Here is a 12,123-nt window from a genome sequence, read left to right as displayed (position 1 = left end):
TGCCTCAGCCCTTCATCACGTTGACGTCTTCGACGTCGATGGTGCCGCGGTTGCGGAAGAAGGTGACGAGGATCGCGAGCCCGATGGCGGCCTCGGCCGCGGCCACGGTCAGCACGAACAGTGTGAACACCTGCCCCGTCAGGTCGCCGAGGAAGCTCGAGAAGGCCACGAGGTTGATGTTCACCGCGAGCAGCATGAGCTCGATGGACATCAGGATCACGATCACGTTCTTCCGGTTCAGGAAGATGCCGAAGATCCCGATCACCAGCAGCGCGGCCGATACCGTCAGATAATGCTCAAGTCCCACCATTCTCGTCCCTCCGGCTCACCGCCCGTCTTTTCCTCGTCCCGGCGACCGGTCCGCGCACAGCGCAGACCTCGACCCCCGGGTCTTCCGCCCGCAGACCCTGCGACGGGTCCGCACCACGGTCTGTTGTTCAGGCTCCGCGGAGCCCGGTCCGGCGTAGGCTCAGAGGCCCTGACCCGGCTTCACGTCCTTCAGCTCCATCGCCTTCGCGGGATCGCGCCACATCTGCGCCAGCACGTTCTGGCGCTTGACGTCGCGGCGCTCGCGCAGCGTGAGCAGGATCGCCCCCACCATGGCCACGAGCAGGATCAGCCCCGCGGTCTGGAAGAGGTAGAGATACTTGTCGTAGATCAGCAGGCCGAGCGCGCGGCTGTTCTCGATCTGGTTCGGGTCGGGCGTCACCGCCTGACGCATCGCCGGCGCGCCGTCGGCCGTGACCCAGGCGCCGATCCCCATCGAGAGCTGCAGCAGGATCACGATCCCCATCAGCGCGGCCACCGGCATGTAGCGCACCACCTCGGACTTCAGCGCCTCGAAGTCGACGTCGAGCATCATGACGACGAAGAGGAACAGCACCGCCACCGCGCCGACATAGACGATCACCAGCAGCATCGCCACGAACTCGGCGCCCAGCAGCACGAACATCCCGGCAGAGCTCAGGAAGACGAGGATCAGCCACAGCACGGCATGAACCATGTTGCGCTGCGTCACCACCATGAGCGCGGCGAAGACCGCGGGCACGGCGAAACAGTAGAAGGCCACGTCGGCGACACTCATTCGTCTGTCTCCTCGAACTCGGCAAAGACGCTCTGGGCCACGTCCAGCGCCTTCTGCATGGCGGGCACGCCGCCGAATAGGCTCATCTGCCAGATCACCTCGGCGATCTCGCGCTTGGTGGCCCCCGCCGCCAGAGCATGGCGGATCGTGAGCCGGATCTGAGGCTCGGCATGGGCGCCGAGCACGGTGAGGGCAGCCAGCGTGACCAGAAGCCGGGTCTTGGCATCCAGCCCTTCCCGGTTGAAGGTCTTGCCGAACCACATCTCCATCACGTCCTTGGGCATGGTGGGGATGAGCTTCTCGAAGTCCTTCACCTGGAAATGCTCAAGGGCCGGATTGAACGAGCGGGCCATCTCCTGGCCCTGCTCGATCATCGCCTTGAACATCTTCGCCAGCTCGTCGCTCATCTGTAGGGCGCATCCAGTTCGAGGTTGCGGGCGATCTCGGCTTCCCAGCGCGCGCCGTTCTCGAGCAGCCGGTCCTTGTTGTAGAACAGCTCCTCGCGGGTCTCGGTCGAGAATTCGAAGTTCGGCCCCTCGACGATCGCATCCACCGGGCAGGCTTCCTGACAGAAGCCGCAGTAGATGCATTTCGTCATGTCGATGTCGTAGCGCGTGGTGCGGCGGCTGCCGTCCTCGCGCGGTTCCGCGTCGATGGTGATGGCCTGCGCCGGGCAGACCGCCTCGCAGAGCTTGCAGGCGATGCAGCGTTCCTCGCCGTTCGGATAGCGGCGCAGCGCATGTTCGCCGCGGAAGCGGGGCGACAGCGGCCCCTTCTCGTGCGGGTAGTTCACCGTATGCTTGGGCGCGAAGAAGTACTTCATGCCGAGGCCGAAGCCCTTGATGAAGTCCAGCAGCAGGAAATATTTCGCCGCCCGGCCGTAGTCGATTGCGCTTGTCCTGGCCATGTCAGCCTCCCATCGCCCAGCGGGCCCAGAAGCCGCCGAACACTTCGAATTTCGCAAGGAACGCCACCAGAACCACCCAGCCGAGGCTGAAGGGAAGGAAGACCTTCCAGCCGATCCGCATGAGCTGGTCGTAGCGGTAGCGCGGCACGATGGCCTTCACCATGGCGAAGAGGAAGAAGAAGAAGGCCATCTTCGCCACCATCCAGAACACGCCGTCGGGCAGTCCGGGGATGGGCGAGAGCCAGCCGCCGAAGAACAGCAGGCTCATCAACGCGCACATGAGGAAGATGGCGATATATTCGCCGGCCATGAACAGCAGGAACGGCGTCGAGCTGTATTCCACCTGGAAGCCCGCGACCAGTTCGGATTCCGCCTCCGGCAGGTCGAAGGGCGGGCGGTTCGTTTCGGCCAGCGCGGAGATGAAGAACAGCGCGACCATCGGCAGGTGCGGCAGCCAGTACCAGTTGAAGAGCCCGAAGGCACCGTCCTGCGCCTCGACGATATGGCTCAGGTTCATCGAGCCGGTCGAGATGATGATCCCGATGATGATGAGGCCGAGCGAGACCTCGTAGGAGATCATCTGCGCGGCCGAGCGGAGGCTGCCCAGGAACGGATATTTCGAGTTCGAGGCCCAGCCGCCCATGATGACGCCATAGACCTCGAGCGAGGAGGCGGCGAAGACGAAGAGGATCGCCACGTTGATGTCCGACAGCACCCAGCCCGGGCTGAAGGGGATCACGGCCCAGGCGAGCACGGCCAGCACGAAGGAGATGAGCGGCGCGAGGAAGAAGACCGGACGGTCCACGCCCGCGGGTACCACCACTTCCTTGAAGATGTATTTGGCCGCATCCGCCACCGTCTGCAGCAGGCCGAAGGCGCCCACCACGTTCGGCCCGCGGCGCAGCTGCACCGCCGCCCAGATCTTCCGGTCGCCATAGACGAGGAACAGAAGCGAGATCATCACGAAGGCGATGACCAGAAGGCCCTGCGCCGCGATCGTGAGGATGATACCCATCCCGGAATTCATGAACTCACCCATGGCGCCTCGCATCCCTCATGCCGATCGTCATATCGTCGGTATTCCCTGTTCCCGGCAATCGCGCACCGTCACCTCGGCGTCGATCGTCTGCAGGCCGCGGGGCAGCGCGGCCGAAATGGTGTAAATCGCATCCCCTCGCCAAACGCCACCCCTCTCCGCGACATTTGTTCGCAGATGCCGGGCGAAGCCGTAGCCGCGAATGAGCGTGTATTGGGCGGCCGCGCAGCGGGCGTAGGCTTCGACGTCGGGGATGCCCCGCGCGCCTTCCATTTCGATGAGGAATTCCACGAGATCCTCGTCGAGAAGCCGCGTCTCGGTGCCCTTGTAGACCGGCGCGAACTCTTCGTCCGCGGCCGCAGCCTCGGGGGCCCCCTGCGGGCCGCAGGAGGCGAGGCCCGCCAGCGCGAGCCCGACCGGAAAGAGCACCGCCGGCCGCACCCCCTACTCCGCCGCGAGCGAGGGCTGGCCGCGCCGCGAGGCCATGGCCGAGAGCTCGGCCATGAGCTGCGAGGCCCGCGCGATCGGATTCGTAAGATAGAAGTCCCGCACCGCAAGGCGGAAGTCGGCGGTCGCCGGATCGCGCAGCGGCAGCGGTTGCCACTCGCTCTCGGTCAGCTGGTCGATGCGGCCGAGATGCGGCACGGTCTCGACCAGCTTGCGGCGCAGGCCCGCCATCGTGTCCCAGGGCAGCGTCTGGCCCAGTTCGGCCGAGAGCGCGCGCAGGATCGCCCAGTTCTCCTTGGCTTCGCCCGGCGGGAAGCCCGCGCGGAAGGCAAGCTGCGGACGGCCCTCGGTGTTCACGAAAAGGCCGTTCTCCTCGGTATAGGCGGCGGCGGGCAGGATCACGTCGGCGCGGTGCGCGCCGCGGTCGCCGTGGCTGCCCTGATAGATGACGAACGGGCCCGCGCCGATCTCGACCTCGTCGGCGCCGAGGTTGTAGATCACCTCCGCGCCCTCGATGGCGGCGGAGAGCCCGCCCTCGGTCACGGCGCCCACATCCATCGCGCCCACGCGGGCGGCGGCGGTATGCAGCACGAGAAGCTTCGCGCCCATCGTCTGGGCGAGCTTCATCGCCTGCGCCAGCACGGCCTCGCCGTCGGCCTCGGCCAGAGCGCCCTGCCCCACGATCACCAGACCCGGCTTGCCGTCGGCGCCGGACCGTTCGGCCTCGGACACGAGCGACATCAGCGCCGCCCGGTCGGTGCCGGCATGATTGTAGTCGAACGTCAGATCGACCGCCGGGCCGATCACCGAGACCTGCGCGCCCTGCAGCCAGGCCTTGCGGATGCGGGCGTTCAGCACCGGCGCCTCGTCGCGCGGGTTGCAGCCCACGAGCAGGATCGATTTCGCGTTGTCGATATCCTCGATGGCGGCATTGCCCACATAGGCGCTGCGGTTGCCCGCGGGCAGGCGCGCGCCATCGGTGCGGCATTCCACCCGGCCGCCCATGCCCTCGATCAGCATCTTGAGCGAGAAGGCCGCTTCCACCGGGGCCAGATCGCCCACGAGGCCCGCGACCTTGCGGCCCTTCATCGCCGCGGCCACCGCCTTCAGCGCCTCACCCCACGAGGCTTTCCGAAGCTTGCCGGCCTCGCGGATGTAGGGCGTGTCGAGCCGCTGGCGGCGCAGGCCGTCCCAGACGAAGCGGGTCTTGTCCGAGATCCATTCCTCGTTCACGCCGTCATGGTTGCGCGGCAGGATGCGCATGACCTCGCGACCCTTCGTGTCCACGCGGATGTTGGAGCCGAGAGCATCCATCACGTCGATGCTTTCGGTCTTGCCGAGCTCCCAAGGACGGGCGGTGAAGGCATAGGGTTTCGAGGTCAGCGCGCCGACCGGGCAGAGGTCGATGATATTGCCCTGCAGGTTCGAATCGAGCGTCTGGTTGAGGTAGCTGGTGATCTCGCTGTCCTCGCCGCGCCCCGTCTGGCCCATCTGGGTGATGCCCGCGACCTCGGTCGTGAAGCGCACGCAGCGGGTGCAGGAGATGCAGCGCGTCATTTGCGTGGCGACGAGCGGGCCGAGGTTCAGGTTCTCGGAGGCGCGCTTCGGCTCGCGGTAGCGGCTGAAATCGACGCCATAGGCCATCGCCTGGTCCTGCAGGTCGCATTCGCCGCCCTGGTCGCAGATCGGGCAGTCGAGCGGGTGGTTGATGAGCAGGAACTCCATCACCCCCTCGCGGGCCTTCTTGACCATGGGCGAGTTGGTCTTGACCACCGGCGCCTCGCCGTTCGGGCCGGGGCGCAGGTCGCGCACCTGCATGGCGCAGGAGGCCGTGGGCTTCGGCGGGCCGCCCACCACCTCGACGAGGCACATGCGGCAGTTGCCGGCGATCGACAGGCGCTCGTGGTAGCAGAAGCGCGGGATCTCGATCCCCACCTCTTCGGCCGCCTGCAGCAGCGTCATGGCGCCATCGACCTCGACTTCGATGCCGTCGATGATGATCTTCTTGAGGTTGCTCATCCGCCTACTCCGCCGCGATGAGCGCGAGGCCGATGCCCCGCGCGTTGTTCCGTTGCTTCGGACGCGGGGCGCACTGCCCCCGCCCGGCCGCGCGCCCGCCCGTCATGCGCAGGCCCCGGCGAAGCGCCAGAGGCCCGGCGCGCTCACGCGGCCCGCCGCGGTCGGATCGAACCGCCCGCCCTGCCCCTCGCAGGCCGCCTCGGCCGCCCGCTTCGCCGCGGCTCCGTCGCTGTAATGGAGCGGCGGTGCCAGCCGGCGCACATCGACCGTCAGGCCCGCCACCGGACGCGCCCCCGCCGCCGTCAGCCGCTCGCCGGCAGACCCGGCCCTCACTTCGGTCAGGAAGCCCTGACCCTCGACCGTCACCTCGGAGGCGCCGGGGATCGCGCGGCCCCCGACCGGCGCCGGGGAGGCACAGGCCGAGAGCGCGCCCATCACGATGAGGACCCCGCCGGCGCGCACCGTCTCACTCCGCCGCCATGGCGCCCATGCGCCCCGTCTTCTTGGCCTTGATCCGGTCCTCGATCTCTTCGCGATAGTGCCGGATCAGGCCCTGGATCGGCCAGGCCGCCGCATCGCCGAGCGCGCAGATCGTATGGCCCTCGACCTGCTTCGTCACCGAGAGCAGCATGTCGATCTCTTCGACCTCGGCCTCGCCGCGCACCAGCCGGTCCATCACGCGCATCATCCAGCCCGTCCCCTCGCGGCAGGGCGTGCACTGGCCGCAGCTCTCGTGCTTGAAGAACTTGGCCAGCCGCCAGACGGCCTTGATGACGTCGGTCTGCTGGTCCATCACGATCATGCAGGCGGTGCCGAACGAGGATTTCAGCTCGCGCATCCCGTCATAATCCATGACGGCATCCTCGCACTGCTCGGCCGGGATGATCGGGCAGGAGGCGCCGCCGGGAATGACGGCCTTGAGGTTCTTCCAGCCGCCGCGGACGCCGCCGCCGTGCTTCTCGATGAGTTCCTTCATCGAGATCGACATGCTCTCCTCGATGACGCAGGGCGTGTTGACGTGCCCCGACATGGCGAAGAGCTTCACGCCCGCGTTGTTCGGCCGGCCGAACGAGGCGAACCACTCGCCGCCGCGGCGCAGGATCGCGGGAATGACGGCGATCGACTCGACGTTGTTCACCGTGGTCGGGCAGCCGTAGAGGCCCGAGCCCGCCGGGAACGGCGGCTTCATCCGCGGCATCCCCTTCTTGCCCTCGAGGCTCTCGAGCAGAGCGGTCTCTTCGCCGCAGATGTAGGCGCCCGCCCCGTGGTGGAGGTAGACGTCGAAATCGTAGCCCGACTTCGCCGCATTCTGGCCGATCAGGCCCGCGTCATAGGCCTCGTCGATGGCGGCCTGCAGCGCTTCCTTCTCGCGGACATATTCGCCGCGGATGTAGATGTAGGCCGCAACCGCCCCCATCGCGAAGCCCGCGAGCAGCGCCCCCTCGACCAGCGTGTGCGGGTCGTGGCGCATGATCTCGCGGTCCTTGCAGGTCGCGGGCTCGGATTCGTCGGCATTGATGACGAGATAGGCCGGGCGCCCGTCCGACTGCTTGGGCATGAAGGACCATTTGAGGCCGGTGGGGAAGCCCGCCCCGCCCCGGCCGCGCAGGCCCGAGGCCTTCACGATGTCGATGATCTTGTCGCGCCCGAGCGCGAGCAGGTCCGCGGTCCCGTCCCACTGGCCCCGGGCCATCGCGCCCTTCAGGCTGCGGTCCTGCATCCCGTAGAGGTTGGTGAAGATCCGGTCCTGGTCCTTCAGCATCGCATCGTCCTCATTTGCCCTGGCGCCGTCGCCAGATCCGCCAGGTTGTCACCAGCGCCCAACTGAACCCGGCGAGCGCCGCCAGGTCGAAGAGAAGGACGATCCGAGCCGGCAGGCCCAGCCATCCTCCCAGGATCTGCGCCCCGATCCACATGAGGCCCGTCGCCGCAATGACCAGCGCGACCTGTCGCGCCTGCCGCGTGTCGTCGGGCCCGACCGCCATCAGCCCTCGGGCTTCTGCGGATCGGAGGTCTGCGCGCCCGGCTCGGCCGTGGCCGTGCCGCCCGTGGCCACGCCCGGCTTCTCGGGCCGGCCCGCCTTGTCGGCCGGCGCCTCTTCCACGCTCACGCCGGTCTTGTCCACCGGACGCCCCGCACCCGGTTTCGGCTGCTGCACCTCACCCGCGGCCTCGGCCACCGGCGGACGCCGGTCGAGCCACGGCGTGAGCATCGGCACCTCGGTGCCGTCGATGCGCTTGATCGTGTCGCCGATCCCCAGCGCCAGCGCCACCGAGGCATTGTGCTCGGACGCCTGCGGGCCGATCTCGGTGAGGCTCGTGGCCCCGCCCGCGGGCTCGGAGGAGAAGCGCCCGGCCTGCGGCCCGGGCCGCGGCACTTCGCCCGCCGAGAAGCGGTCGATCAGCGCGGCCAGCGTCTCGGCGTTCAGATCCTCGTAATAGTCCTTGCCGATCTGCGCCATCGGCGCATTGGCGCAGGCGCCGAGGCACTCGACCTCCTCCCACGAGAAGCGGCCATCGGCCGACAGCATGTGCGGCTGCGGCGCGATCTTCTCCTTGCAGACCCGGATCAGCTCCTCGGCGCCGCAGATCAGGCACGAGGTGGTGCCGCAGATCTGGATATGCGCCACGCTCCCAACGGGTTGCAGCTGGAACATGAAGTAGAAGGTCGCCACTTCCAGCGCCCGGATGTAGGCCATCCCGAGCAGGTCGGCCACATATTCGATGGCCGGCTTCGTGAGCCAGCCTTCCTGTTCCTGCGCGCGGAAGAGCAGCGGGATGATCGCCGAGGCCTGACGGCCCTCGGGATATTTCGTCATCTGACCCTTCGCCCATTCGAGGTTCGCCGGCGTGAAGGCGAAGCTGTCGGGCTGGGCGTGATGCAGGCGGCGAAGCATTAGCGGTCGATCTCCCCGAACACGACGTCGAGCGTGCCGATGATGGCGGACACATCGGCCAGCAGGTGCCCCTTGGCGATGTAGTCGATGGCTTGCAGATGCAGGAAGCCCGGCGCGCGGATCTTGGCGCGGTAGGGCCGGTTGGTCCCGTCGGCCACGAGATAGACGCCGAACTCGCCCTTGGGCGCCTCGACGGCGGCATAGACCTCGCCCGCGGGAACGTGGAAGCCCTCGGTATAGAGCTTGAAATGGTGGATGAGCGCTTCCATCGAGGTCTTCATCTCGCCCCGCGGCGGCGGCGTAAGCTTGCCCCGCGCCAGCACGTCGCCCTTCTCCACCCGGAGCTTGGCCAGACATTGCTGGATGATGCGGGTCGACTGGCGCATCTCTTCCATGCGGCAGAGATAGCGGTCGTAGCAGTCGCCGTTCTTGCCCACCGGGATCTGGAAGTCGAACTCGTCGTAGCACTCGTAGGGCTGCGAGCGCCGCAGGTCCCAGGCGAAGCCCGAGCCGCGCACCATCACGCCCGAGAAGCCCCAGTCGAGGATGTCCTTCTCGGAGATGATGCCGATATCGACGTTGCGCTGCTTGAAGATCCGGTTCTCGGTCAGCAGCTCGTCGAGATCGTCGAGCACCTTCGGGAAATGCTCGGCCCACTCCTCGATATCTTCGATGAGGCGCGGAGTCAGGTCCTGGTGCACCCCGCCCGGCCGGAAATAGGCCGCGTGGAGCCGCGCGCCCGAGGCACGCTCGTAGAAGACCATGAGCTTCTCGCGCTCCTCGAAGCCCCAGAGCGGCGGCGTCAGCGCGCCCACGTCCATGGCCTGCGTGGTCACGTTCAGCAGGTGGTTCAGCACCCGGCCGATCTCGGAATAGAGCACGCGGATCAGGCTGGCCCGGCGCGGCACGGCCACGCCCGTCAGCCGCTCGATCGCCAGACACCAGGCATGTTCCTGGTTCATCGGCGCCACGTAGTCGAGCCGGTCGAAATAGGGCAGGTTCTGCAGGTAGGTCCGGCTCTCCATCAGCTTCTCGGTCCCGCGGTGCAGCAGGCCGATATGCGGATCGCAGCGTTCCACCACCTCGCCGTCAAGCTCGAGCACGAGACGCAGAACGCCGTGCGCTGCAGGGTGTTGCGGGCCGAAGTTGATGTTGAAGTTGCGGAGCTTCTGCTCGCCGGTCAGCACGTCGTCGAACTTGGTGTCCATGGCCATCCCCTTACGTCCGCGCCTTGTCGTCGCCCGGCAGGATGTAGTCCGCCCCCTCCCACGGCGAGAGGAAATCGAACTGGCGATATTCCTGCACGAGCTTCACCGGCTCATAGACGACGCGCTTCTGGACTTCGTCGTAGCGGACCTCGGTATAGCCCGTGGTCGGGAAATCCTTGCGCATCGGATGGCCGCGGAAGCCGTAGTCGGTCAGGATCCGCCGCAGGTCGGGGTGCCCGGTGAAGAGGATGCCGAACATGTCGAACACCTCGCGCTCGAACCAGTTCGCCGACGGATGGACGGAGTGGATCGAGGCCACCGTCTCGTCCTCGCGCACCTGCATCTTCAGGCGGATCCGCTGGTTCTGATACATCGACAGGAAGTGATAGACCACGTCGAAGCGCGCCGGACGCTCCGGGTGGTCGATCGCCGTGATGTCGACGAGGCTCGAGAAGCGGCAGCTCGCGTCGGAGCGGAGGAATTCCACCAGCCCCACGATGCGGTTGGGCACGACGTCGAGCGTCAGCTCGCCGAACTCGACCCGGTGGCCGAGGATCGCATCGGGCTGGCGCATCCGGACATGCGCGGCCAGTTCCTGAAGGGCTTCGGGCATCTAGGTCTCCTCAGCGCGTGATGGTGCCGGTGCGGCGGATCTTCCGCTGCAACTGGAGGATGCCATAGAGCAGCGCCTCGGCCGTGGGCGGGCAGCCCGGAACGTAGATGTCGACCGGCACGATCCGGTCGCAGCCCCGCACCACCGAGTAGCTGTAGTGGTAGTAGCCGCCGCCGTTCGCGCAGGATCCCATCGAGATCACATAGCGCGGCTCGGGCATCTGGTCGTAGACCTTGCGCAGCGCGGGCGCCATCTTGTTGGTCAGCGTGCCGGCCACGATCATCACGTCGGACTGGCGCGGCGAGGCGCGCGGCGCCACCCCGAACCGCTCCACGTCGTAGCGCGGCATCGAGGTGTGCATCATCTCGACGGCGCAGCAGGCCAGGCCGAAGGTCATCCAGTGCAGCGAGCCGGTGCGCGCCCAGTTGATGAGATCCTCGGTCGTGGTGAGCAGGAAGCCCTTGTCCTGAAGCTCGCGGTTCAGCGACTGCGTGTCATAGTCGCGGTCGGACCCCGCGGTATTGAGGCCGGTCATTGCCATTCCAGCGCCCCCTTCTTCCATTCATAGGCGAAGCCCACCGTCAGCACGCCGAGGAAGACCATCATCGACCAGAAGGCCGTCATCGAAATGTCGCCGAAGGCCACGGCCCAGGGGAAGAGGAAGGCCACCTCGAGGTCGAAGATGATGAAGAGAATGGAGACGAGGTAGAAGCGCACCTCGAACTTCATCCGCGCATCGTCGAAGGCATTGAAACCGCATTCGTAAGCGGACACCTTCTCGGGGTCCGGCCGCCTGACCGCGACGATCACCGCCGACAGCATGAGCAGGAGCCCGAGGCCTCCCGCCAGCACCGTCAGAATGACGATGGGAAGAAACTCTCGCAGAAGATCGTCCATGGCGGCTCCCTCGGCTGGCAGCTGCTCACCGTTTCCGGCAGCGCAGGCAGTCACGTGCTGACGCCTCGTTTACTCTCAGCCCCGTCCGGGGTCAACCGAAGGTCGCGACAAAACACCGCGATTGAAATGTGCCTTATGTCATTGGTATGCAATGGTGAACTGAAATTATGCTTATGCAGCAATGCGGAGCGGGTGCGACGTGTCGCACCCCGGCCCCGACTCAGACCTTGGCGGACCATGCGGCGGCGCGGCGTCCGAAAAATGCCTCCACCCCCTCCCGCGCCTCATGGCTCTCCCAGCGGTTGACGAGGGCCGCAACGCTCGCCTCGATGGTCTCCTCGTCGATCCGCGGGCCGAACCGGCGCAGGAGCGCCTTGGCCTCGGCCACCGCGCCCGGCGCACAGGAGAGATAGGGCAGGATCTCGGCCTCGACCGCCGCATCGAGCGCCTCGGCCGGCACGGCCCCCGCGAGGAAGCCCAGCCGCACCGCCTCTTCGGCGCCGAAGAGCCGCGCCGAGAAGAAGACGCGCCGCGCCATGGCCTCGCCCACGCGCGCGGCCACATAGGGGCCGATGGTGGCGGGGATCAGACCGAGGCGCGTCTCCGTGAGGCCGAAGCGGGCCCCTTCCGCGCCGTAGGCCACGTCGCAGACAGAGATCAGCCCGAGACCGCCACCGAAGGCCTGCCCCTGCACCCGCCCGATCAAGGGCTTCGGCAGGTCGTTCAGCGCGCGGAGCATATGGGCGAGCCTGCGTGCCTCGGAGGCGCGCGTGGGCCCGTCCGCCGTCATCTGCGCCTTCATCCAGCCGAGATCGCCCCCGGCACAGAAGCTCTCGCCCGCGGCGGCCAGCACCACGACACGCACGGTGGCGGAGGCCCCGAGACGCGCCGCGGCTTCGGTCAGCTCCCCGATCATCGCGGCCGACAGCGCATTGTGCTTCTCGGGCCGGTCGAGCGTCAGGGTCGCCACGCCCCGGCTGTCCTCGGCGATGGAAATGGTCTCGAACATCCGATCC

The 12,123-nt window shown here is 67.3% G+C and carries 16 protein-coding genes; all 16 read right to left on the bottom strand.

Annotated features, from left to right (window positions below; genetic code table 11):
* Window positions 1–4: 4 nt before the first annotated feature.
* Window positions 5–310, bottom strand: coding sequence for an NADH-quinone oxidoreductase subunit NuoK (gene nuoK / locus RSP_RS05720; RefSeq protein ID WP_002719678.1), 306 nt, complete (start codon window positions 308–310; stop codon window positions 5–7).
* Window positions 311–469: 159 nt separating this feature from the next.
* Window positions 470–1,084, bottom strand: a complete 615-nt coding sequence (locus RSP_RS05715) for an NADH-quinone oxidoreductase subunit J (RefSeq protein WP_002719677.1) — start codon at window positions 1,082–1,084, stop codon at window positions 470–472.
* Window positions 1,081–1,491, bottom strand: a complete 411-nt coding sequence (locus RSP_RS05710) for a carboxymuconolactone decarboxylase family protein (protein WP_002719676.1) — start codon at window positions 1,489–1,491, stop codon at window positions 1,081–1,083. The genes RSP_RS05715 and RSP_RS05710 overlap by 4 nt, the downstream gene beginning before the upstream one ends.
* Window positions 1,488–1,991, bottom strand: a complete 504-nt coding sequence (gene nuoI, locus RSP_RS05705) for an NADH-quinone oxidoreductase subunit NuoI (protein WP_002719675.1) — start codon at window positions 1,989–1,991, stop codon at window positions 1,488–1,490. The genes RSP_RS05710 and nuoI overlap by 4 nt, the downstream gene beginning before the upstream one ends.
* A 1-nt stretch (window position 1,992) precedes the next feature.
* The gene (gene nuoH, locus RSP_RS05700; RefSeq protein WP_009564432.1) at window positions 1,993–3,030 is read right to left on the bottom strand and encodes an NADH-quinone oxidoreductase subunit NuoH; all 1,038 of its coding nucleotides are present in this window, start codon (window positions 3,028–3,030) and stop codon (window positions 1,993–1,995) included.
* A gap of 27 nt (window positions 3,031–3,057) precedes the next feature.
* Window positions 3,058–3,468 (bottom strand): hypothetical protein, encoded by a 411-nt coding sequence (locus tag RSP_RS05695; RefSeq protein WP_011337552.1) that lies wholly within the window; start codon window positions 3,466–3,468, stop codon window positions 3,058–3,060.
* Window positions 3,469–3,471: 3 nt separating this feature from the next.
* Entirely contained in the window at window positions 3,472–5,493 is a 2,022-nt protein-coding gene (gene nuoG / locus RSP_RS05690; protein WP_017140171.1) for an NADH-quinone oxidoreductase subunit NuoG, read from the bottom strand.
* 102 nt (window positions 5,494–5,595) lie between these two features.
* Complete coding sequence (locus RSP_RS05685) at window positions 5,596–5,955, bottom strand: hypothetical protein (RefSeq protein WP_002719671.1); 360 nt, start codon at window positions 5,953–5,955, stop codon at window positions 5,596–5,598.
* A 4-nt stretch (window positions 5,956–5,959) separates the two neighbouring features.
* Window positions 5,960–7,255 (bottom strand): NADH-quinone oxidoreductase subunit NuoF, encoded by a 1,296-nt coding sequence (gene nuoF, locus RSP_RS05680; protein ID WP_011337550.1) that lies wholly within the window; start codon window positions 7,253–7,255, stop codon window positions 5,960–5,962.
* 10 nt (window positions 7,256–7,265) lie between these two features.
* The gene (locus tag RSP_RS05675; protein WP_011337549.1) at window positions 7,266–7,478 is read right to left on the bottom strand and encodes a DUF5337 domain-containing protein; all 213 of its coding nucleotides are present in this window, start codon (window positions 7,476–7,478) and stop codon (window positions 7,266–7,268) included.
* The gene (nuoE, locus tag RSP_RS05670) at window positions 7,478–8,389 is read right to left on the bottom strand and encodes an NADH-quinone oxidoreductase subunit NuoE (RefSeq protein ID WP_011337548.1); all 912 of its coding nucleotides are present in this window, start codon (window positions 8,387–8,389) and stop codon (window positions 7,478–7,480) included. Before nuoE ends, RSP_RS05675 begins: the two co-directional genes overlap by 1 nt.
* Window positions 8,389–9,597: an NADH-quinone oxidoreductase subunit D gene (locus tag RSP_RS05665; protein WP_009564438.1), complete on the bottom strand. Its 1,209-nt coding sequence runs from the start codon at window positions 9,595–9,597 to the stop codon at window positions 8,389–8,391. Before RSP_RS05665 ends, nuoE begins: the two co-directional genes overlap by 1 nt.
* Before the next feature lie 10 nt (window positions 9,598–9,607).
* Window positions 9,608–10,210 carry an NADH-quinone oxidoreductase subunit C gene (locus RSP_RS05660; RefSeq protein WP_011337546.1) on the bottom strand — a complete coding sequence of 201 codons (603 nt, stop codon included), beginning with the start codon at window positions 10,208–10,210 and terminating at the stop codon, window positions 9,608–9,610.
* A 10-nt stretch (window positions 10,211–10,220) separates the two neighbouring features.
* The gene (locus RSP_RS05655) at window positions 10,221–10,745 is read right to left on the bottom strand and encodes a NuoB/complex I 20 kDa subunit family protein (protein WP_002719665.1); all 525 of its coding nucleotides are present in this window, start codon (window positions 10,743–10,745) and stop codon (window positions 10,221–10,223) included.
* On the bottom strand, window positions 10,742–11,107 hold the full coding sequence (locus RSP_RS05650) for an NADH-quinone oxidoreductase subunit A (protein WP_002719664.1): 366 nt from the start codon (window positions 11,105–11,107) through the stop codon (window positions 10,742–10,744). The genes RSP_RS05655 and RSP_RS05650 overlap by 4 nt, the downstream gene beginning before the upstream one ends.
* A 220-nt stretch (window positions 11,108–11,327) precedes the next feature.
* Window positions 11,328–12,116, bottom strand: a complete 789-nt coding sequence (locus RSP_RS05645; RefSeq protein ID WP_011337545.1) for a crotonase/enoyl-CoA hydratase family protein — start codon at window positions 12,114–12,116, stop codon at window positions 11,328–11,330.
* Window positions 12,117–12,123 lie beyond the last annotated feature (7 nt).

The organism is Cereibacter sphaeroides 2.4.1 (assembly GCF_000012905.2).
In the GTDB taxonomy this organism is placed as follows: Bacteria; Pseudomonadota; Alphaproteobacteria; order Rhodobacterales; family Rhodobacteraceae; genus Cereibacter_A; species Cereibacter_A sphaeroides.
This window is presented reverse-complemented; position numbering and strand designations above follow the sequence as displayed.

Coding starts and splice junctions, on each gene's coding strand:
- nuoK (WP_002719678.1), bottom strand. CDS start 310: ATGGTGGGACTTGAGCATTATCTGACGGTATCGGCCGCGCTGCTGGTG.
- RSP_RS05715 (WP_002719677.1), bottom strand. CDS start 1,084: ATGAGTGTCGCCGACGTGGCCTTCTACTGTTTCGCCGTGCCCGCGGTC.
- RSP_RS05710 (WP_002719676.1), bottom strand. CDS start 1,491: ATGAGCGACGAGCTGGCGAAGATGTTCAAGGCGATGATCGAGCAGGGC.
- nuoI (WP_002719675.1), bottom strand. CDS start 1,991: ATGGCCAGGACAAGCGCAATCGACTACGGCCGGGCGGCGAAATATTTC.
- nuoH (WP_009564432.1), bottom strand. CDS start 3,030: ATGGGTGAGTTCATGAATTCCGGGATGGGTATCATCCTCACGATCGCG.
- nuoG (WP_017140171.1), bottom strand. CDS start 5,493: ATGAGCAACCTCAAGAAGATCATCATCGACGGCATCGAAGTCGAGGTC.
- nuoF (WP_011337550.1), bottom strand. CDS start 7,255: ATGCTGAAGGACCAGGACCGGATCTTCACCAACCTCTACGGGATGCAG.
- RSP_RS05675 (WP_011337549.1), bottom strand. CDS start 7,478: ATGGCGGTCGGGCCCGACGACACGCGGCAGGCGCGACAGGTCGCGCTG.
- nuoE (WP_011337548.1), bottom strand. CDS start 8,389: ATGCTTCGCCGCCTGCATCACGCCCAGCCCGACAGCTTCGCCTTCACG.
- RSP_RS05665 (WP_009564438.1), bottom strand. CDS start 9,597: ATGGACACCAAGTTCGACGACGTGCTGACCGGCGAGCAGAAGCTCCGC.
- RSP_RS05660 (WP_011337546.1), bottom strand. CDS start 10,210: ATGCCCGAAGCCCTTCAGGAACTGGCCGCGCATGTCCGGATGCGCCAG.
- RSP_RS05655 (WP_002719665.1), bottom strand. CDS start 10,745: ATGACCGGCCTCAATACCGCGGGGTCCGACCGCGACTATGACACGCAG.
- RSP_RS05650 (WP_002719664.1), bottom strand. CDS start 11,107: ATGGACGATCTTCTGCGAGAGTTTCTTCCCATCGTCATTCTGACGGTG.
- RSP_RS05645 (WP_011337545.1), bottom strand. CDS start 12,116: ATGTTCGAGACCATTTCCATCGCCGAGGACAGCCGGGGCGTGGCGACC.